Below are 21,348 nucleotides of genomic sequence, written 5' to 3'. Positions count from 1 at the left end.
GCTATGTCGGGTAAATCCCTATACTCAGCGAGCCTCATTAATCAGGAAAACGTGAGCCATGTATCAGGTAGAGTCATTCCGTGAAGACGATTTAGACGCCCAGATTGCCTTGGTGCGTGCTAATCCGCTGGGGCTAATCGTTAGCCAGGGGCCACAAGGCCTGATGGCGGATCCGATCCCCTTTCTTATTGATAGCGATGAGCAGGGCCAGGTGACGCTCAGAGCACATTTGTCACGAGGCAACCCGCATTGGTCGGTGCTGCAAGCGGGGCAAGAGTGCCTGGTGGTATTTCAGGGGGCCGAAGGCTATATCTCGCCGGGATGGTATGAAACCAAACGGCGTACCGGTAAAGCGGTGCCTACCTGGGACTACGCCGCCGTACAGATGTGGGGCACGCCAACGGTCATACAAGATGGCGCCTGGCTGCGACAGCTGCTGACGCAACTGACGGCGGTGCATGAGGGTAGTCAGCCGCAGCCTTGGAAGCTTGACGATGCCCCCGCAGCTTATATTGCCGCCAATCTCCAAGGCATTATCGGTATCGAAATCGCCGTCACCCGGCGTGAAGGTAAATGGAAAATGAGCCAGAACCGCACCGCTGCGGATATCGATGGCGTGATCGACGGTCTGCGAGCTGGTGACGATAGCCAGCAGCGGCTAGCATCGGAGGTTGAGCGCCGCCGTAGATAAGGTAAGGTATGCTTAACGCAAACCTTATCCACGGAGCGAGCGATGGATTACAGCAAAATTATCAAAGAAATAGGCCGTGGCAAGAACCATGCGCGCGATCTGGATCGGCAAACGGCTTTTGAACTCTATCAGGCGATGCTGGCCGATGTCGTGCCGGCGCTGGAGTTGGGAGCCATCCTGATTGCCATGCGTATCAAAGGAGAGGCCGAAGAAGAGATGCTTGGCTTCTATCAGGCGATGCAACAGCAGGTGATGCGGCTGCAACCCCCGCAGGGCCGCCCGATGCCGGTGGTATTACCCAGTTACAACGGTGCGCGTAAACAAGCCAACCTGACGCCGTTGCTGGCGCTGCTGCTGGCCAGGGTCGGGTTGCCGGTCGTGGTTCACGGCGTATTGAACGACAGCACGCGCGTCACCAGCGCAGAGATTTTCCGTGAGCTTGGGTTGCCCTGGTCTGAAGATCCCCAGGCAGCCCAACGGCGTTTGGATGGCGGAGAACCGGTGTTTATCCCGGTGTCGGCGCTTGCACCCGCTTTGGAAAACCAACTTGGCCTGCGCTGGAAGATGGGGGTGCGCAACAGCGCCCATACGCTGGCAAAATTGGCCACGCCGTTTGGTGACCAGGACGTGCTACGCATTGCCAGCGTTTCCCATCCGGAATACGTCGAGCGTGTAGCCTCCTTTTTCTGCCAGATTGGTGCGCGGGGATTACTGATGCATGGCACCGAAGGGGAAGCGTACGCCAATCCGCAACGCTGCCCAAAAATCCACTATATCGTTGGGGGGGAGCAGCAGATTTTGCTGGAACGGCCAGAACAGGATGCGTTAGCCGAGGTGCCCAGCGCCAAGGATGCCGCAACGACGGCGCGCTGGACGGAACGTTGTCTGGCAGGCGAGATTGCCATTCCTGAACCTATCGCCCGGCAGGTTGCCTGCTGCCTGGTCGCTACCGGCCAGGTAGATACGTTGGAGCAGGGGATGGCCAGGCTGTGTGAAACTGCCTGATTATCACCACAGCCAGGGGCGAATATAATCGCCCCGAGTATTTATCACTGTTGTGCTGGCTATTTTTAGTAAAAAAAATCCCAAAGCAGAGGCTGTATATAATTAACCGCTTAAATTCTGCGACATACTAGTGGTAAATGCGAAAAACTTGAGTAAAAGCGTTTGAAACTCAGGTGTATAACTTGAAAGAAGTAGATTACACTCAGCTCATCAGCTTGGGGTCTTACATGACTTTCCATCGATAACGGGGTTCGCTCCGTCTTGGTTGTAAAAAGGGACTTGTAAGCTACTCTATCTAAATCATAAGAAGAGAGGCGCTTAAAATACATAGACCGTGGTCTATTATGTATTTGGGTTATAGGTCACGTTATTTTACATTCGTGATTTGTATGTATTCATAAAGTGCCAACTGTAATCTTATAGGTTTGGATTATGAGCAAATATGATGATGTCCAAGGGTTTAAAGATAAGACGAATCTGAAAGAGATTGATTATAAAGAATTTCCTCGTGAGGACGCCGCATCGGCTCCGCATCGCTGGTCAATTGTCGATCAGGTGGCAGGCCATGGTGTTCTCCCTGCTGGCAGCGCGCAGCCAACGCCGATCGCTAGTTCGGACCTGGCTGCCAGCGTGCCTTTGGGGGTCGTACCGCCTGCGCCGGCCACTACGGTGATAACAGAAAATACCGCCTTGCCTGGCCATATGACGCATAATTTTGCACGTTTCGCTCCGCCAGTAGAAACTACGCTCACCAAAACCGCTCAGCCGGAAAGCCCGCGCACAGCTCCTGCCCAGGGAAACTATTTTAATTCCCCTGCAAGCGCTCCGCCGCCCGTCTCGCAGCCGGAGAGCCAGCGTTTTAAACAAATGTTCAGTAAGAAAACCTCCATCACCGATGACGTCATGGAGGCCGATCGTAATACATTACTCAAACCACTTTTAGAGTCTATTGCCTCATGCCGTTAGTCTGTGTTTGTTCTCCGAAAGGAGGGGTAGGGAAGACCACGATAACCGCTAATCTGGCTTATGCATTAGCCCGTAGCGGCAGTAAGGTTCTGGTTGTCGACTTCGACACGCAGAATGCGCTCAGGCTGCATTTTGGCGTACCCATTTCCGATAACCGGGGTTTTGTTGCCCAGTCGGCGAGTTTATCCGATTGGAGCCAGTTTATTCTCAAGGTCGGGCCGAACCTGTTCGTTTTACCATACGGTGACGTCACCGATGAGCAGCGTATTCAGTTCGATGACAATTTGCTCAATGAGCCGATGTTTATTCAGCGCGGACTGAGTGCGGTGCTGAAAATTCCCGGCATGGTGGTGATCGCCGATATGCCGCCGGGGCGCAACGCGGCAGTCCAGGCCATGCAGGCCGCAGCAGATATGCGCATCATGGTGTTGCTGGCCGATACCGCATCGCTCAGTTTATTACCCAATATTGAGCAGCATAAATTTATGAGTGCACCTGCCAGTAGTGAGGTCGGCGAGTATTACGTGGTAAACCAGAGCGACATGCGGCGTACCTTGAGCAGAGATGTGACGCAATTCTTCGAGCAGCGTTTGCAAGACAAACTGTTGGGGACCATCCACCGCGATGAGTGTGTCCCGGAGGCCAACGCATCACAACGGGCGATCATGGATATTAGCCCGGTGTCGGCTGCCGCATTTGATATTGAGCAGATCAGCAAAAAGGTTGCAGTAATTTTAGGGCTTAGTGTTGGAGATGGTACGTATCATCATACTACGTCTATTTATGGCTCTTCGTAAGGATTGTCTGGTTAGCTATGAATAAAATACTCTTTTATTTCTTACTGCTGTTGGCCTTGCCTTTTATCCTGTTGATTATCATCGCCCCCATGAGCAGTGATAATCAGTATATCTTTGGCCTGATCTGTATTGCGATCGTGTTTATTTTGGGGGTAAGTAAAAGCAAGAAAGTTACCCTGGTAATGATTGTCTTATCGACTCTGATGTCATTACGTTACATCTACTGGCGCGCGACAGAAACCCTGCATTTCAATAGTACCCTTGAAGCGGTGCTGGGTATTGCCCTGTTTATCACCGAGCTTTATGCCCTGGTAATATTGCTGTTTGGTTATATTCAGACCACCTGGTCATTAAAACGCACCATAGAACCGCTGCCCGACGATACGTCGCTCTGGCCAACGGTAGATGTTTATATTCCCACTTACAATGAAAGTATGGACGTGGTGCGTGACACTATCCTGGCAGCACAGTGTATTGACTATCCGCAAGACAAGATGAAAATCTATGTGCTGGATGACGGCAAGCGCAATGAATTTGCCGTATTCTGCGCCGATGCGGGCGTGGGCTATATTACGCGTAATAACAACCTTCATGCCAAAGCGGGCAATCTGAATAACGCGATGAAAGTCACCCACGGCGAGTTGATTACCGTGTTTGACTGCGATCACGTGGCAACCCGCGCTTTCTTGCAGGCGACGGTAGGCAGCTTCCTGGTGGATGAGCGTTTGGCGTTGATCCAGACCCCACACTATTTCTATTCCCCGGATCCGTTTGAACGCAACCTGTCAGAGGCAAGCAAAGTCCCTAACGAGGGGGCGCTATTCTACGGGCCGGTACAGCAGGGCAATGACAACTGGAATGCTACGTTCTTCTGTGGTTCCTGTGCGGTGATCCGTCGTTCTGCGTTGGAAGAAGTCGGCGGTTTTGCGGTTGAAACGGTAACCGAAGATGCCCACACCGCGTTGAAGATGCAGCGCCGGGGCTGGAACACCGCATTCCTGGCGTTGCCATTGGCCGCCGGGCTGGCCACCGAGCGGCTGGGGCTGCACGTGATCCAGCGTACCCGCTGGGCGCGTGGCATGACGCAGATCTTCCGGGTGGATAACCCCTTGCTGGGGCGCGGCCTGACCTGGCAGCAGCGTCTATGCTATCTGAACGCCATGCTGCATTTCCAGTATGGTTTGCCCCGGGTGATATTCTGCGTGGCACCGCTGTTCTATCTGCTGTTCAACCTCAATATTATTGCCTCGTCCGCCGGGCTGATTTTCGCCTATGTATTGCCTCACCTGGTGATGTCGATCTACATCAACTCCAGAGCCAACGGGCGCTATCGCTATTCGTTCTGGGGGGAAATCTATGAAACCGTGATGTGTTTCCATTTGGTGATACCGACCTTGCTGACGATGATCTCACCCAAGCATGGCAAATTTAACGTGACGGACAAGGGCGCGTTGCTGGACGTTAACTACTTCGATTCTCATATTGTCCGGCCGCATATTATCGCCGTGTCCTTGTTATTAATCGGTACTGCCTGGGGCGTGATCCGCCTGCTGATGCCCGATCACTATGGCGCCAACCCGCAGGTTATTATGCTGAATATCGCCTGGGCCAGTTTCAGCATGATTATCCTGCTGGCGGCCATTGCCGTGGCGCGGGAAACGCGTCAGGTCAGAAAAACCATCCGCATCGATGCCGCCTTGCCTGCGGTGCTGTATTTTGCCAGCGGTGCGGCGATGCGTACCGAAACCCTGGATCTGTCGATGGGCGGGGTCAAAGTGAAAACGGCGGATGAGCGCTTCCTCAACGATCCGATCGAAGAGGTGGAGATATCGCTCAAGTCTGGTGCCGTCAGTTTCCCGGTCGAGCTGATCAATGCTGGCAAGTCGGTGACCCGCTTGATGTTCAAAGAAATGCCGATAGAAAAACGGCGGGAGCTGGTGCGGGTGGTATTGGCACGGGCGGATGCCTGGATCCGTACCAAACCCTTCCCACAGGATCGACCACTGCGTTCGTTGCTGGGTGTCCTGCGTTGCATTTTCGAGCTGTTCTATTTTTCCTGGCGCGATCGTCGGGAGAAAAAACAGCAGCAGAAACGGCCTGGGGTAAAACGGGATAAGGAACAAGCCCTATGAGCCAGGTGAAAACCACGCTGCCAACGGGCAGAGCTACGTTCATTGCCCTGGTCAGTGGCGTGATGTTGGGAATGGGGCTTTCTGGCATCGCGATGGCGGCCGATCCGCAGCCGGTCGCGTCTTTTGCCAGCGACAGTGCCGAGATGCCCGCTTTTCCGTTGTTACCACGGCCAGCCGATGCTCCACCAACCGCTGTACAGCCCGCCACGCCGAGTGCACCGCTTGATATCGCGACGCCGCCGGCGACGGTCTTCAACCAGTCGGTTGCTTCTACGCTCAGCGTCGGCGAGATGGGGCAGACCAAGGGCTTGACGTTGAGCAACTGGCAGCAGCAGTCTGGTTTCACCTTTTCGTTACCTGCTGATTGGGTGGTGACGGACGGTAACCTGGTGCTGGATATCGAAGTATCACCGGCTTTATTAGGCACGGATACCGAACTGCAACTGATGCTGAATGGGCAACCTTTAAGTACCCAGAAGCTGAGTCAGTTGCAAGAAGCCAAAGTGAGTTTGCAGGTCCCGATCCCCGCAGCCATGATTGTGGCGCGCAACAACCTGAGTTTCAGCATCGGCAACGGCAGCAAGGCGGGCTTGCTGTGCGAAAAGGGGGCGGCCAATAAATATTGGCTCAAGGTATTGCCGACCAGTCGCTTACATCTGGAAAATCAGGTGCTGAATATCGGCCCGAATCTCGGCCGCTTCCCGGATCCGTTCTTCGATCCTCACGCCATGCAGCCTACCCAGGTGGACGTGATCTTCGGGCAGGATAAACGCCCGGAGGAGGTGGCCGCAGCCGCGATCGTCAGCTCTTATCTGGGGAAAGTCACGCGCTATAACAACCTGGACTTTCAGGTATTACAGGATAATCTGCCCGAGCAGAACGGCATCATCTTTGCCCGCCCCGGCGAGCAGATAGGCCAGTTGACGCTGCCGCAGGCCGACGGTCCGACCTTGCAAGTGATTGATAACCCGCTGAACCCGGTTTACAAGCTGCTGCTGGTGATGGGCCGTAACGCCAGCGAGATGCGTCAGGCAGCCTATCGTCTGGTCAGCCAGCCGTTGCCGGAAAAAACCGCCTCGCTGGCGGTGAAGCCGTTGGCTATCCCGGTCAGCAAGCCATACGACGCCCCGCGCTGGATCGATACCAGCAAGCCGGTCAGCTTTGATAAGCTGGTGGCCAGTAATGAGGCGCTGACCGTCACCGGCGTTTACCATGACGCGGTGCGCATTGCTTTCCGCGCCGCCCCGGATCTGTTTATCTGGGATGGCAGAAACGTCCCACTGCAAATCGATTACCGTTTCCCTACCGACAACTGGATCGATGAGAATAAATCCCAGCTCAGTGCCACGCTGAACGGTACCTTCCTGCGTAACCTGTCGGTGAACAAGGGCGGGCTGCTGGAGCTGCTGTGGCACCAGTTTGGTGGCGATATTCGCCAGGAGCGCTATACCATGGCGCTGCCGCCGTATCTGATTTATGGCGACAACATGCTGGAACTCTATTTCTCTATCGTGCCAACAAACGGTACCTCCTGTAACCCGGCGGATAGCAACACGCTCAAGAGCCATATCGGCCCCAATTCGTATATTGATTTGAGCAAGACCTACCATTTCACCGAGTTGCCCAACCTCTCTTATTTCGTTGGGGCCTCCTTCCCGTTCTCCAGGCTGGCGGATTTCTCACAAACCGTGTTGTTAATGGCGGAAAAGCCAACGGTCAACGAAGTGCGCACCTTGTTGAACCTGACCGCTCGCTCAGGCGCGGCGACCGGTAGCCCGGTTGGCAATATGGATATCCGCTTTGGCCTGCGGGGCAACGAAAGTGAGTCGGACGACTTCAAGGGCAAGGACGTGCTGGTGGTCGCCTCATTGGCTCAGAGCACGCTGTATCAGCGGCTGTTACAGCAGGTTCCGTTCGTGCTGAACGATAGCGGCGGGTTGGCGGTGAAGGCTCAGCCTACGCTGGAAAAACTGCGGTCGTATCTCAAAGGCAACTGGCGGACGCAGGGGATCGACGCCGATCGCTATCTCTCCTCATTGACGGACTGGCGCGGGTTCTTCAGTTTCCGCTCAGAATGGGATCCGCAGCGGGTGGTGGTGGTGGCCAGCGCCTCTTCGGACGATGGCCTGAACAAAATCTATGGCGATCTGAAATCGTCCCGGATCAACGCCGGGGTGCGTGGCGATCTGGCGGTGATCACCGATCAGAACGGTGTACGCAGTTTCCAGGTTGGCGAACAGTTCCCTAGCGGAGAGCTGCCCTGGTATCTGATCTTTATCTGGTATGCCAGTAAACATGTGGTGCTTTTATCCCTGACCGGGTTGGGGATTTCCGTGGTGTTAGGGCTGGGGCTGTATATTTTGCTACGCAAACACGCCGCCAAGCGCCTGGGGAGAGATGCAGAAGATGAAAGTTAACACCAGTCTCGACCAGCAGTCAGACAGGAGCCGCCAATGAACCTATTGCTGAAAAAGAAATTGTATTGGGTCTCCCTGGCCGGGCTGACGATTTTTTCGGTGTCGGCGCTGGCGGATGACAACAATCCGGCGCTGAAGGCCCTGTTTCAACAGGCCGCTTACTGGCATGAAAAATCCCATGATGAGCTGGCTCAGGGGGCATTGCAGAAAATTCTGCTGATCGACGAGAACAACGCCGAAGCGATGTATCTCCTCTCGCTGTATGCCATGCAGGGTGGGGATAAAGCCAAGGCCGAAATCTGGCGCAAAAAACTGAGCGCCGTTGCGCCCAACGATCCTCGCCTGCAGGCGTTGAGCAGTACCGAGGCGGCTCCGTCGGTCTCGAAGAATCTGTTGGCACAGGCCCGGCAGTTGGCGGCCAAAGGGGAGTTTGCCCAGGCCGCTGCGGCCTATCAGACGGTGTTCAACGGGAAGACACCGATCGACAACCTCGCCAATGAGTATTACCTCACCTTGGCGGGGTCACCGGCGGGCAGGCAGGAAGCGATTGACGGCCTCAAGCAGCGGCTGGCTATGCAGCCCAATGACACGCAAACCCGCGTGGTGCTGGGTAAGGTGCTGACCTATCAGGAATCGACCCGCCGCGAGGGGATCGATATGTTGGCGGCGATGGCTCCCAACAATAACGAAGCGGATCAGGCGTTGAAACAGGCGTTGCTGTGGCTGGCACCGCAACCGGCAGACAAGCCATTGTATGATGCCTATCAGCAGCGGCACCCGGCGGACAAGGCCGTGGCGAACTATTTCCAACAGAATATTGCCGGTTCGGCCAAGGGCGTCGGATTCTCCGAGCTGAATAAAGGGGATCTGAGCAGCGCCAAAGATCAGTTTGCCACTATCCTCGCCAGCAACCCGAATGATGCCGATGCACTGGCAGGGATGGGATTTACTGCAATGCGCAGCGGCGACTTCGCACAGGCAGAAAACTACCTGACCCAGGCGGCAAAACAGGGGGGCCCACAGAGTGCGCAGTGGAGCGCATTGGCGCAGGAAGCGGCGTTCTACGCGACTCTGGACAAAGCCAAGCAGGCTGCCAACGCAGGCCAATTGGATGAAGCTTTGGCGATCAGTGCCCCTTTAAGCCGTGCCACTGGGGATAAAGGCAATGCGGCGACGCTGTTCCGAGCTGACCTGGCGCGTAAGAAAGGGGATTTCACGGCGTCCGAGCAGATGTATCGCGGCCTGCTGACGCAAAATCCGCAAAACAATGATGCCAAGTTGGGGCTGTATTATCTGTTGCAGCAACAGCGCGACAAAGGCCCACAAGCCGCACAGGTGCTGCAAACTATCCCAGACGACCAGCGGCCAAAAGTCCCACAGGCGGTGGTGGGGGTGAACGTCGAACCTCAGCGCAGGCAGGCCGAGGCCGCCATGCAGAATGGCGATCCGCAACGGGCGATGATGATCCTGCAACAGGCGCTGGAAAAGCAGCCCTCGAACGTGTGGGTCCGCCTGGATATGGCGCGCATCTTGAACAAACAGGGGCAAGAGTTGCAGGCGCAAACCTTGATCTCCCCGCTGATGCAGGTCGGTGCTTCACCAGACAGCCTGTACGCAGCAGCGCTGTTTGCCTCCGAGCGTGACGACTGGCTGAACGTTTCCACTCTGATGGCGCGCATTCCGGCGGCAAGGCAAAACAGCAGCATGCGGGCTCTGGCGGCAACGGCGTCGGCCAACCAGCAGCGTGCCAGCGCAGAGAACTATCTGCGTCAGGGCAATACGGCCAGCGCGGCGGTCATTTTGCGGCAGTTGGCGCAAAATCCGCCGGTTGAACCCGCAGCCCTTGGGGCCTTGGCGAAAGATCTGATGGCGGTGGGGGATACCTCAACGGCGGTACAACTGGTGCGTGACAACATGCGTCTGGGGGTTAAAGGCAATGCTGGCGACTATGCGGCCCAGATCGCGGTACTCAATCAGGCCGGACTAAGCCAGGAGGCCGATGCGTGGCTGAATAACCCGGCGCTGCGGGCGCGCAGCTCAACCAGCCAAATTGGCCAACTGCGTAACGGCAGCGTGATCAATGAGGCGGATAAGCTGCGTTTGCAGGGGCAGTACAGCGCCGCGTATGACAAGCTGATCGGCGCACTGCAAAGCGATCCGCAAAATACCGATATCATGCTGGCGATGGGGCGTCTCTATCAGTCTGGCAACATGAATAAAGAGGCCGGGCAGGTTTACAATTACCTGCTCAGCCGGGACAGCCTGAACCAAGGCGCGCGTGAAGGTGCCGTCGGGGTGGCGTTATCGGAAGGGGATGTCGATCGGGCCAAACAGCTGTTGCGTGGTTTGCCCGCGCTTAAAACGCCGGATCAGTTACTGTTGGCGGCACGGGTTGCCCAAGCTGACGGTAACTATCCCCAGGCCATGGTGTTTCTGCGCGAGGCAAAAAATCGGGTCAACGGCGTAACCGGTGCCCCAGGCGGCGGCCCGGCAGTGATTGGTGGATTGCGGTTGGCGGATAACCCGTTTGCTGCGCAGAGCACAACTTCATCGAGCGTTGACACGTCTTCCTCGGCCTATGGTGAGGTGCTGCCTTGGCAGGTTGCCGCTCCGGGTTACACCCGTGCGCCGGTGGCGGTGGCGAAAAACCCGACCTTGCAGCAAATCGACAACATGATCGACGAGGTGCAGAACAAAACGGCGACCTGGGTGCAGGGGAATATTTCCCTGCGTGATAACAGCAGCGGTGAAAATGGCCTGAGCAATATTACCGAAGTGCGCAGCCCGATCACCCTTTCCGGCATGCCGTTTGATAATGGCCGGCTCAGTTTTGATGTCACCCCGGTGATGCTGAAATCCGGCACGCCATCCGACAGCGCCAACAGCCGTTTTGGTACTGGAGCACTGCAACAGGCCCGGGCTATCGAGGCGGCGACTCAGGCCTCCATCGTGGCCTCACAAAACTCAGTAGCTGCCGCGCAGGCCGCCGATCTGCGTTATCAGCAGATCCACGCCACACGCGATAGCCTCTGTTCTATTGACGCCACTTCGCCAGAATGTGCCGCCGCCACGGTAGCGCAGGATCAGGCCTTTGCCGAAAGGCAGACGCTGGCGGGCCTGGTGACACAGCCGAAGACCTTTGGCCCTAATGATATCTATGCCGATTCCCCGGGGCAGCAGCAAGATACCGGGGTTGAGCTGGCGTTGGCGCTCGCCGGTGACAGCTACAAGCTGGACGTGGGCAGTACGCCGATGGGCAGCGGCATCAGCTCGGTGGTGGGTGGGGTGAAATGGTCGCCCAGGCTGACCGACCATTCAACGCTGGATCTGACGGTTGAGCGCCGTGCCGTCAAAGACAGCCTGCTCTCCTATGTCGGTACCGAAGATACCATTACCGGCAAGAAATGGGGGGCGGTGACCAAGAACGGCGGCGGCGTGAATCTGGGCTACGATGATGGCGTGCTCGGGGCTTACGGCGGTGCAGGATATTACAGCTACGTAGGTGATAACGTGGCCGATAACCATAGCGTCACCGGTATCCTGGGAGCCTACATCCGCCCTTATAAGGATGAAGACAGCGAGCTGAAGGTTGGCGTTAACGTCAACTATATGGATTTTGACAAAAACCTGAGCTACTTCAGCTACGGTCAAGGGGGGTACTTCAGCCCGCAGGACTATCTCAGCATCTCGCTGCCGGTGGAGTACACCAAAAAGCAGGATAACTTCACCTATATTCTGAGCGGCAACGTCGGTTATCAGACCTATAACAATCAGGAAAGCCTGTATTACCCGAACGATCCAGAGCTCCAGTCGCAGTTGGAAAAACTGGTTAGCCAAGGTTACGGCGCCGAAGCCAGGTATGCCAGCGAGGACAAGAGTGGCATTGGCTACAGCCTGAAGGCGGGGGGCACCTATAAGGTCACGCCAAGCGTGTTGGTTGGGGGGCAGTTGGGTTATGACACTTTCGGCAGCTATTCCGAGAGCACGGCTTTGCTCTATTTTAAATATCTGTTAGATGGAAAATAACCATGCAAGATATGGCTAATACCTCGTATGAGCTTGATTATTATCGCCAGCGTCAGTTTAAAGCGGGTTGGCAGGATCTGATTGAAGTGGTGTTCTCCGGCATTTTGGCTTCTGCGGATGATACCGACAGCCGGGATTTTCTACGCTTGATGGGCAGTAATCTAGCGAAGAAACTGCCGTTGCCGGAGGCGGAAACGGTGGGTGAGTTGGAGGATGCCCTTAACGCTTTGCTCCGCCAGTTTGACTGGGGCAGGGTGCAGATTGAGGCGAATGGCGAACAGCTGATCCTGACCCATCATGCCTACCCTCACAGCGCCGAACCGGCCAACGAAGACGCTTGGGTGCTCTCTTTTGCCACGGTGCTGGAGGGGGCCTATGACACCTGGCTGTTGGCTCAGGGCGGTGAACCCCATGTTTCCCTGCGCTGGCGCAGTCCGGCCAAGGATAACACGCTGGTCTTTTGCTACCGAAACGAGCAGCGAAGGTAAACATCATGGCGAAAAGCAGGTTTGGTAGGCTCCGCGTACTCCTGCTTTGGCTGGGGTTGGTGTTTTCCTTTGGCATTCACGCCGCAGATGGCGGCTGGGCGCAATACAAGCAGCGCTTTTTATTACCTGATGGGCGGATTGTCGATACCGGTAATAACAATGTCAGCCATACCGAGGGGCAGGGATTCGCCATGCTGTTGGCGGTGTTCAATGACGATCGCCCCACGTTTGACAAACTCTGGCATTGGACCCGCAACACCTTGTATCGGCAGGACATCGGCCTGTTTTCCTGGCGCTATGAACCTGCTAAGGCAGAGCCCATCGCCGATAAAAACAATGCCTCCGACGGCGATATCCTGATCGCCTGGGCGCTGCTGGAAGCGGGAAAACGCTGGCATGTTCCTGCCTATCTGACCAGCTCAACGCAGATACAGCAAGCGTTGCTCAAACACACCGTGATCGACTACGCCGGGTATCGGCTGATGTTGCCTGGCGCCAATGGATTCACTCAGGCCGGTTCGGTGACCGTTAACCCTTCTTATTTTGTGTTTCCCGCCTGGCACGCATTTTATCAACAGAGTCATTCGCCGGTATGGAAAAAACTCATTGACGATAGCATGACCATGGTCAGCAGAATGCGCTTTGGCAAACAGCATCTGCCGAGCGATTGGGTCACGTTAAAGGCTAATGGGCAGATGGTTCCGGCCAGCGATTGGCCGCCGCGATTTGGTTTTGATGCGGTACGGGTGCCGCTTTATCTCTATTGGGATAAGGCCGACAGCCTGTCGATGAGCCCTTTTGCTACCTTTTGGCGCAGCTACGATCGCCGGGCGACACCTGCCTGGCTGGATGTGCTGAGCGGCCAGCGGGCAGACTATAGTCAAAACAAAGGGATGAGATCTGTGAGGGATCTGGCCGTGGGGGATCGGGGGCCGCTGACTAATCATCTGAATCCGGATGAGGATTACTATTCCGCCAGCCTGCATCTGCTGGCCTATTGGGCACAGCGCAGCCAGCTATAGTGTTCGGCAATGGCTATTTCCCCTCTGCCCAACCCTCCCAAAGGGTGAGGGAGCCGATTCGGTGCTGAAGTCAGGCACAGGGGGCAAGTGGTGGCACGATCGGTCCCCTCTCCTTGGGGAGAGGGTTAGGGTGAGGGGCGTTACTTAACTGTCGCAAGCGTCTGACCGGCCTTTATGCTATCTTACGCGCCAGAAAACCCTTTCAGAGAGCCCGTCACGGTGGAAAAAAAGAAAAGCTTCCCGCAGCAGAAAAGCGGCCTGCATCCGCGCAATCGCCATCGCTCACGTTATGATTTCCCTACCTTGATCGCCACCTGTCCGGGGTTGGAACCCTTTGTGAAACCCAACGCCTGGGGCGATATTTCGGTGGATTTTGCCGATCCCGCCGCAGTGAAAATGCTCAACCGTGCCTTGCTGCAACATTTTTACGGCATCGAGCATTGGGATATCCCGGCTGACTATCTTTGCCCGCCGATCCCGGGGCGTGCCGATTATCTGCATCATCTGGCCGATTTGTTGGCGTCCAGCAACGGCGGCGAGATCCCGCGCGGTAAAGGCGTGGCGATCCTGGATATCGGCGTAGGGGCTAACTGCATTTACCCGATTATCGGCCAGCGCGAATATGGCTGGCGTTTTACCGGTTCGGAAACCGATCCGGTGTCGTTGGGGGCCGCCAAGATGATCGTGACGATGAACCCGACGTTAAAAAACACCGTGCGTCTGCGCCAGCAAAAACAGCTCGAGTGTATCTTCAACGGCATTATCGGCGTTGCCGAGCGTTTCGATGCCACCCTGTGCAATCCGCCATTCCACGGTTCCGAACAGGAAGCGCGCGCCAGCACCCGCCTTAAGTTGCACAAATTGGGCAAAGGGGCAGTGGCAGAAAAGCCGATACAAAACTTCGGTGGCAAGAACAACGAACTGTGGTGTGAAGGGGGCGAAGAAGCCTTTGTGCGCAAGATGGTGGAAGAGAGCGTCGGCAAGGCGAAAAACTGCCTGTGGTTCACCTCACTGATCTCTAAAAACACCACGCTACCCGCTATTTATTATGCGCTCAAACAGGCCGGTGCCGCGGAGGTGCGCACCATTGAAATGGCGCAGGGGCAGAAGATCAGCCGCTTTGTGGCCTGGACCTTCCTTGATGCCGAGCAGCAAGCCGCCTGGGCTGCCGAACGCTGGCAGTAATCGCTCGAACGTTGCCGGTACCCACACCGGCAACGACTATTTATTCTGTCGTTCCTTTCATTCTGCCTGGCTTGCGTTATCCTCAATACTGGTAATAAATGCTGACATTTATTATCAGGTAAAAAATCAATAATGACCTAATGAAATAAGGTTTTTTATCCAGTTCATCTGGAGCATTGTCGTGCGCCATTTTCAGGGAAATCGCGCTGGTTGGTGAGCAAATGATTCAGAAAAAATAGAGAGTGCTTGCCGTTAACTCCATCTGCAAGAAGGATCCACCCGATGTTTTTAAATCTCCGTCTGTCCAATAGCCCGTGGCGTGCCGAATTAGGTGCCATTGAAGATGCGGTAGCGATGATCGTATTTAAACCCGACGGCACCGTATTACGTGCCAACGATCTGTTCTTGCAAACGATGGGGTTTGAGCGCCGGGAAGTGATAGGCCAGCATCATCGTATTTTCTGCGAACCCACCTACGTTGCCAGCCCTGCCTATCAGCGCCACTGGCAAAGGCTAAATAGCGGTGAGGCGATTACCGATAATATTCGGCGTATTCGCAAGGATGGCGAAGTTGTCTGGCTACAGGGGACCTATACCCCGGTGTTAAATAAACACGGCGAGGTGGTGGAGATCATCAAGATTGCCAGCGAAGTGACCAGCCGTATTACTCAGGCTCAGGAGCATCAGAGTTTGTTAACGGCGCTGAACCGCTCAATGGCGATGATCACTTTTTCGCCCACGGGCATTATTCTGGATGCCAACGACAATATGCTTGACCTGATGGGCTATCGGCTGGAAGAGGCGCGCGGCCAGGCACATAGCATCCTGTGTACGCCGGAATTTGCCGACTCTGACGGCTATTACCAGCATTGGCAACGGCTGGCGCAGGGAGAGTTTTTGACTGGACGTTTCGAGCGTATCAACCGGCGCGGGGAGCGGGTGTGGCTGGAGGCCAGCTATAACCCAATTATCGATAACGAAGGGCGGGTACTGAAGGTGGTGAAGATCGCCCAGGACATCACCCGTCAGACGTTCCAACAGCAGCATGAAGAGGAAATGGTGCGTAACGTGCATCATCTCTCAATGGGTACCGATAAAACCGCAGCCCAGGGTGCAGCGATTGTTCAGCAGGCGGTACAGGGGATGCAGCAGGTTGAGGTGGCTGCCCGACAGACTTCGGACGTGGTTAGCGATCTAGGGCGCTGTTCGCAACAGATTGGCACCATTGTCGAGGCGATCCGCAAGATTGCCGCCCAAACCAATCTATTGGCGATTAACGCCTCGATTGAGGCGGCGCATGCGGGTGAGCATGGGCGCGGTTTTGCCGTAGTCGCCAATGAGGTGCGCACGCTAGCCGAGCAGTCACGCAAAGCCGCCAGCGAAATTGAGCAAGTGACCAAAACCATCCAGCAGGGGGTGACTGCCGCGATCAACAAGATGGTGACCTGCGTGGAACAGGCGGGCGGCGGCGTAGCGCTGGCCAAAGATGCCGGGGAGGTGATCAATCAGGTCAATGTCGGTATGCAGGACGTGGTCAAGTTGATGCAGGCGTTTACCTCGGTCAAACAGAGTGATGTGATCCACTGAGGTTTGGTATCTGATGCGGTTAAACGGGTGCACATGCAGCGCCCCTACGGCAGAACCTGTCATTGAGCAAAAGCCCCTCGCGGGGCTTTTTATTTTCGTTTCAGGAAACGTGCTGCAAGAACTCGCGCAGGCGTGGGCTAGGCGGGTTGTTGATCAGGTCATGAGGATTGCCATCTTCGGCGATCCGGCCCTTGTCGATGAAGATCAGGCGTGAGGCTACTTTTTCGGCAAAGCCGACTTCGTGGGTCACGATCACCATCGTCATGCCTTCTTCGGCCAGATCCTGCATGACCTTCAGCACTTCGTGGCGTAATTCCGGATCCAGCGCCGAGGTTGGCTCATCAAACAGCATCATTTTCGGCTTCACCGCCAACGCTCGGGCAATGGCTACCCGCTGTTGCTGTCCGCCCGAAAGCTCGGAAGGGTAGTGGTGAGCACGCTCTGCCAACCCAACCTTGGCCAATAGCAGGCGTGCCTGCTTCTCGGCTTCTGCCTTCTTCAGACCGCGAACGCGGATCGGGCCAAAGGCGACGTTTTCCAGCGCGGTCAAATGCGGGAACAGGTAGAACTGCTGAAACACCATACCGGCTTCCTGACGGATCAGACGATCGTCAACCTTCGGATCGTTCACTTTCAGGCCGTCTACCACCAGATCCCCACTGGTGATCTCTTCCAGCTTGTTGATGCAGCGCAGCAGGGTTGATTTACCGGAGCCGGAAGGCCCGATGATCACCACCACTTCACCCTGTTTGATATTCAGGTCGATATTGTGCAGCACCTGGGTCGGGCCAAAGTGCTTGGAGACGTTTTTAAATTCAATCACAGGATTTTCATCCTTCTTTCCAGACGACGCAGCACGAAGCTAAGCATCAGGGTAATAATCAGGTAAACCACCGCAACGGCGCTCCAGATCTCCAGTGCGCGGAAGTTTCCGGCAATAATTTCCTGCCCCTGACGGGTCAGTTCCGCTACACCGATCACGATGAACAGCGAAGTATCCTTGATGCTGATGATCCACTGGTTACCCAACGGTGGCAGCATGCGGCGTAGTGCCAGCGGCATGATCACATAGCGGATCGTCTCGCGGCGTGACAGCCCCAGGGCCAGCCCGGCCTCACGGAAACCGCTGTGGATCGACAACACCGCACCACGGGTAATTTCCGCAATATAGGCGCCCGAGTTGATCATGATGGTGACCACGGCGGCGGTGAAAGGGTCGATGCGGAAATCGCTAAAGGCCATTGGCAGGGCGAAGTAGATAAACATCACCTGCACCACAATCGGCGTACCGCGGATCACTTCAATAAAGACCAGCGCCACATGGTTGGCGATCCAGCCGCCATAGGTGCGGGCGAAGCCGGCAACCAGGCCGATGAACAGGCCGCCAATCAGACCGAGGATCGAAATCCACAGGGTCATCTTGGCGCCTTCTAACAAAAGTGGGATGGCGGGCCAAATGGCACTCCAATCGAATTGCATAGTGTTATCTCCCGGTGATCCCAAACGAGGGAATCAATAAACAGCAAAGCACAGGGGGTGGGTACACCTCCCCTGTGCTTAAGTAATAACTTACTGACTTATTAACTTCATCAATTATTTAGGTTCGGTACCGAACCATTTTTTGTAGATTTCGTTGTAAGTACCGTTGTCGCGCAGGGTTTTCAGTGCGCCGTTCACTTTTTCACGTAGTTCGTCGCTGCCTTTCGGGAAGGCGATGCCGTATTGCTGGGCTTCGATCGACTCGCCTACGGTTTTGAACTTGCCAGCGCCTGCGGTCTTGATGAAGTACAGGATGTTTGGCGTATCGTGCAGTACGGCGTCAGCACGTTTGGTACCCAGTTCCATGTAGGCGTTGTCGATGTTCGGGAACTGACGCAGGTCTTTGGTTTTGATGTGCTGCTTGGCGTAATCCACCGAACCGGTGCCGCTCTTCACTGCCACCACTTTGCCTTCCAGATCCTGGATGCCTTTCACTTTGTCGTTATCGGCGTTGACCATCACCAGCAGGCCGCTTTTGTAGTAGCCGTCGGAGAATTCGATCGCTTTTTTGCGTTCGTCGGTAATGGTGATACCGGCCAGCGCCAGGTCGACGTTCTTGGTTTGCAGCGCAGGAATGATGCCGCTAAAGTCCATTGGCTTCAGGGTGTAATCCAGTTTCAGCTCTTTGGCAATTGCCGCCCACAGGTCGATATCGAAGCCGACGTATTGGTCACCCTGTTTGAATTCGAAGGGGACGAAAGCGGTGTCCGTGGCGACAACCAGCTTGTCTGCTGCATGAGAGCTAACAGCGAAGGCCAGCGAAAGTGCGGCCAGGGAAACTTTAAAAATAGACTTCATGAGAGGAATTCCTGTACAGGTTGCGGATTACCCATTTTTTATGTTGCATTTTGTGCTATGGAAGAATCGTGCCAAGTTTGCAATCATTATAAAAACAAAGGGTTATATAGTGTTGTGGTGTTTGGATAGCCAATTAGAGTTTTTTATGCACCACTTATGGGCACCAAAATGGTGCAGTGCGGCTGTGGTGGTGCAATAGCGCTATCATCAACCAAACAATAGCCGGGAAACAACCGAAAATTAACAATTATCCATCAATAATGATAACTAACTCTAACTTTATAGCTATAGTCCGATTTCATTTGGTGCAACCCAACAGGTTTTGCCCAGGGGCTAACGTAACTGGCTGTCTTTACTGCCACGGCGGTTGAACAGGCTGCTGGCGGCCTGCTTTTTATCCATCTCTGCCTGGCAGCTCACACAGTAACGCACGCCTTTTAATGCCTGGCGGCGGGCGGCGGGGATCTCGGTGCCGCATTCCTGACAGTATTGCTCACTTTCGCCCTGGCCAAGCGCCTGACGAGCACGTTGCACGGCATCGTCTACCGTTGAGTCGATTTGATCCTGCACCGCGCCGTCCGCTGTCCATCCGCCTGCCATGTTCACCTCGCTATTCACTTTGCATCGCCGGTAAGACGTAAATCTTGCTGGCATAACATCAAGTGTAATTCAGCCTACTTTTTATACCACTCGGATTTCACATAAAAAAACAGGCTGGGGCAAGGAGCCGCAGCCTGTTGTTTAGCTCATGGCTACGTTGCTTTACTCGATATTGGATTCGATAAACCACAGGAACTTGTCCAGATCGCGCGATGCGGCGGTGAACATGTCGGCGGTATCTTCATCGGCGACTTCCGTGATGGCTTTACGGATGTCGTTGGCGACGGCCGCATAACGATCGGCCAGCGCTTTCAGGTGCTCTTGCACGCTGTGAATATTGGTTGGGTAGCTTTTCAGCGGAGTTGTGTCATTGACCACCTGTACCGTACCCAGCGCCACGCCGCCTAGTTGGACGACACGTTCGGCAAAAGTATCTTGGTGGTCGATAATGGCGGTGCGGAAGCCGTCGAGCATTTCATGCACGGCAATAAAATTGGCACCACGCATGTTCCAATGCGCCTGCTTGGTGATCAACGACAGATCGATAAATTGCACGACCTGATGGTTTAGTGCCTTGATTGCGGCCTGCTTGGTTTTCTCATCCACGTCATTACGTGTGTACAACAGGTCAGAAGATTTCGTTTTCACCAGTTTAGCGGTACTCATATCAGATATCCTCTTCTTGATGGGTATAGTCCTATTTTTGCTACGGGAGAAATTATAGCAGCTGAAATTAATTTTGCAGGGCGAAAGGAGCGATTAAATAAATAGGCAATAACCACTGGATATTCATCGGAGAAAGGAGTATGGCACTTTCAAGAGTGATTACTTATTGATTTTCAAGGTTTCACGCAATAGGGGTGAAATTCCCCACTAATAATAGACTCCGATTAATGCGGTATTTCAATAAGTAATTATTGCGAGGTGTTTCTGCAGAGGGAAATAGGATTTATTTTCCTCATTAATTCATGTTGATAGGTAACTATCCCTGGGCTAAAATTTCCTGCCTTGCCATTAACCGGGCCGATCGTAATGAAAATTAATGTGGTGGGCACCAGCGGCAGCGGTAAAAGCACCGTTGGCCGTCAATTGGCGCAGAGGTTTGCCGTGCCCTACATCGAGATGGATAAGCTTTACTGGCGGCCGAACTGGCAAAATGCCGCGGATGAGGAGTTCTTGCAACAGGTTGAACAGGCTTTGCAATCTGCCCCGGCGGGATGGGTATTGGATGGCAACTATACCCGCACCAAGGCCGTGAAGTGGCGGGAGGTTGACTGGGTTATCTGGGTTGACTACGGATTTTGTCGCACCTTGTATCAGGCGGTCCGCCGTGCCGTATGGCGGGCCAGGAACAAGATTGAACTATGGCCGGGCACAGGTAATGTTGACAGTTTTAGCCGCTGCTTTTTCAGTCGTGAATCGGTCATCCTGTGGACGATAAAAACCTACCGGCTAAACCGCAAAAAATACCTGGCAGAGCTTCAAAATCCCGACAATCGCCATATCCGCTTTATTCAGCTGCGCTCTCCGGCAGAAACGGCCGCTTTTTTGGCCAGTTTGCCAGAGGCAACTGGAAGTGAGCCGATCGGCTAACCGGCTCCAGAAGGGTCAGAGCAGCAGTTCGTAGTGTACTTTTACCACCACTTTCTTGATGTGTTTCGGCTCGGCAAGTTGGCAACCGGGTTTGTGTGGCTCCAGCGGGAAGAAGATCGCATACATGCCGGGCGTCAGGTTTAGGGTTTGCGGGTTGCGTTTGATATCCAGCCATTGCAGATCTTTGCTTTCATCGTAATGATCGCTGCTTTCCCAACTGTCTGGCAGGCCAAAATCGATCCGCTCTTCGCCACCGATCAGGATCTGGATATCCAGATACTCTTGGTGAAGCTCGGCGCGTTTGCTTTCTGCTGGTTCCGTCATCAACTCCATCACGTTCATAAACACCCGATCGCCATCGATTTCATGCCGCCCCAAGGGTAGGCCAGGCAAATCGTACTGACGTACGGTATTGAGGATATTGGCTAAAGCGGGTGAGAGGCCACGTCCGAAGCGGGGGTTGTACAAACTGCCAAATATCATCCTGATTCTCCCTTATACA

At 54.8% G+C, this 21,348-nt stretch carries 18 protein-coding genes; 12 read left to right on the top strand and 6 right to left on the bottom strand.

Features of this window, described 5'->3' with window-relative positions:
* The first annotated feature begins 58 nt into the window (after window positions 1–58).
* The 11 genes from ACRDCA_RS23940 to ACRDCA_RS23890 all read left to right on the top strand — a co-directional run bounded on the left by ACRDCA_RS23940 (window position 59) and on the right by ACRDCA_RS23890 (window position 16,316).
* Complete coding sequence (locus tag ACRDCA_RS23940; RefSeq protein ID WP_438691777.1) at window positions 59–691, top strand: FMN-binding negative transcriptional regulator; 633 nt, start codon at window positions 59–61, stop codon at window positions 689–691.
* 42 nt (window positions 692–733) lie between these two features.
* Window positions 734–1,696 carry a DNA-binding protein YbiB gene (gene ybiB / locus ACRDCA_RS23935; RefSeq protein ID WP_438691776.1) on the top strand — a complete coding sequence of 321 codons (963 nt, stop codon included), beginning with the start codon at window positions 734–736 and terminating at the stop codon, window positions 1,694–1,696.
* A 432-nt stretch (window positions 1,697–2,128) separates the two neighbouring features.
* The gene (gene bcsO / locus ACRDCA_RS23930) at window positions 2,129–2,662 is read left to right on the top strand and encodes a cellulose biosynthesis protein BcsO (protein ID WP_438691775.1); all 534 of its coding nucleotides are present in this window, start codon (window positions 2,129–2,131) and stop codon (window positions 2,660–2,662) included.
* Window positions 2,653–3,459, top strand: a complete 807-nt coding sequence (gene bcsQ / locus ACRDCA_RS23925; RefSeq protein ID WP_438691774.1) for a cellulose biosynthesis protein BcsQ — start codon at window positions 2,653–2,655, stop codon at window positions 3,457–3,459. Before bcsO ends, bcsQ begins: the two co-directional genes overlap by 10 nt.
* Before the next feature lie 17 nt (window positions 3,460–3,476).
* Window positions 3,477–5,591, top strand: a complete 2,115-nt coding sequence (gene bcsA / locus ACRDCA_RS23920; protein ID WP_438691773.1) for a UDP-forming cellulose synthase catalytic subunit — start codon at window positions 3,477–3,479, stop codon at window positions 5,589–5,591.
* Window positions 5,588–8,008, top strand: coding sequence for a cellulose biosynthesis cyclic di-GMP-binding regulatory protein BcsB (bcsB, locus tag ACRDCA_RS23915; protein WP_438691772.1), 2,421 nt, complete (start codon window positions 5,588–5,590; stop codon window positions 8,006–8,008). The genes bcsA and bcsB overlap by 4 nt, the downstream gene beginning before the upstream one ends.
* A gap of 36 nt (window positions 8,009–8,044) precedes the next feature.
* Window positions 8,045–12,034, top strand: coding sequence for a cellulose synthase subunit BcsC-related outer membrane protein (locus ACRDCA_RS23910; RefSeq protein WP_438691771.1), 3,990 nt, complete (start codon window positions 8,045–8,047; stop codon window positions 12,032–12,034).
* A 2-nt stretch (window positions 12,035–12,036) separates the two neighbouring features.
* The gene (bcsD, locus tag ACRDCA_RS23905; protein WP_438691770.1) at window positions 12,037–12,522 is read left to right on the top strand and encodes a cellulose biosynthesis protein BcsD; all 486 of its coding nucleotides are present in this window, start codon (window positions 12,037–12,039) and stop codon (window positions 12,520–12,522) included.
* Window positions 12,523–12,527: 5 nt separating this feature from the next.
* Window positions 12,528–13,544 carry a glycosyl hydrolase family 8 gene (locus ACRDCA_RS23900; RefSeq protein ID WP_438691769.1) on the top strand — a complete coding sequence of 339 codons (1,017 nt, stop codon included), beginning with the start codon at window positions 12,528–12,530 and terminating at the stop codon, window positions 13,542–13,544.
* A gap of 219 nt (window positions 13,545–13,763) precedes the next feature.
* On the top strand, window positions 13,764–14,729 hold the full coding sequence (gene rlmF / locus ACRDCA_RS23895; RefSeq protein ID WP_438691768.1) for a 23S rRNA (adenine(1618)-N(6))-methyltransferase RlmF: 966 nt from the start codon (window positions 13,764–13,766) through the stop codon (window positions 14,727–14,729).
* A 282-nt stretch (window positions 14,730–15,011) separates the two neighbouring features.
* Window positions 15,012–16,316 carry a methyl-accepting chemotaxis protein gene (locus ACRDCA_RS23890; protein WP_438691767.1) on the top strand — a complete coding sequence of 435 codons (1,305 nt, stop codon included), beginning with the start codon at window positions 15,012–15,014 and terminating at the stop codon, window positions 16,314–16,316.
* A gap of 100 nt (window positions 16,317–16,416) precedes the next feature.
* Here ACRDCA_RS23890 and glnQ read toward each other — a convergent pair whose 3' ends face one another.
* The 5 genes from glnQ to dps form a co-directional block, all read right to left on the bottom strand.
* Window positions 16,417–17,139 carry a glutamine ABC transporter ATP-binding protein GlnQ gene (glnQ, locus tag ACRDCA_RS23885; protein WP_438691766.1) on the bottom strand — a complete coding sequence of 241 codons (723 nt, stop codon included), beginning with the start codon at window positions 17,137–17,139 and terminating at the stop codon, window positions 16,417–16,419.
* On the bottom strand, window positions 17,136–17,795 hold the full coding sequence (glnP, locus tag ACRDCA_RS23880) for a glutamine ABC transporter permease GlnP (protein ID WP_025122926.1): 660 nt from the start codon (window positions 17,793–17,795) through the stop codon (window positions 17,136–17,138). The genes glnQ and glnP overlap by 4 nt, the downstream gene beginning before the upstream one ends.
* Before the next feature lie 114 nt (window positions 17,796–17,909).
* Window positions 17,910–18,653: a glutamine ABC transporter substrate-binding protein GlnH gene (gene glnH, locus ACRDCA_RS23875; RefSeq protein WP_438691765.1), complete on the bottom strand. Its 744-nt coding sequence runs from the start codon at window positions 18,651–18,653 to the stop codon at window positions 17,910–17,912.
* Window positions 18,654–18,986: 333 nt separating this feature from the next.
* Complete coding sequence (locus ACRDCA_RS23870) at window positions 18,987–19,253, bottom strand: DksA/TraR family C4-type zinc finger protein (protein WP_438691764.1); 267 nt, start codon at window positions 19,251–19,253, stop codon at window positions 18,987–18,989.
* 162 nt (window positions 19,254–19,415) lie between these two features.
* Window positions 19,416–19,919, bottom strand: a complete 504-nt coding sequence (gene dps, locus ACRDCA_RS23865; RefSeq protein WP_438691763.1) for a DNA starvation/stationary phase protection protein Dps — start codon at window positions 19,917–19,919, stop codon at window positions 19,416–19,418.
* A gap of 366 nt (window positions 19,920–20,285) precedes the next feature.
* Here dps and ACRDCA_RS23860 point away from each other — a divergent pair, with 366 nt between their 5' ends.
* Window positions 20,286–20,846, top strand: a complete 561-nt coding sequence (locus ACRDCA_RS23860; protein WP_438691762.1) for a shikimate kinase — start codon at window positions 20,286–20,288, stop codon at window positions 20,844–20,846.
* 15 nt (window positions 20,847–20,861) lie between these two features.
* Here ACRDCA_RS23860 and nanQ read toward each other — a convergent pair whose 3' ends face one another.
* Window positions 20,862–21,329, bottom strand: coding sequence for an N-acetylneuraminate anomerase (gene nanQ, locus ACRDCA_RS23855; protein ID WP_438691761.1), 468 nt, complete (start codon window positions 21,327–21,329; stop codon window positions 20,862–20,864).
* Window positions 21,330–21,348 lie beyond the last annotated feature (19 nt).

The sequence above is a fragment of the Serratia sp. (in: enterobacteria) genome (assembly GCF_051654945.1).
Classification (GTDB): domain Bacteria; phylum Pseudomonadota; class Gammaproteobacteria; order Enterobacterales; family Enterobacteriaceae; genus Chania.
Note: the sequence above shows the minus strand (reverse complement) of the source record. Positions and strands in the feature narration are given on the sequence as shown.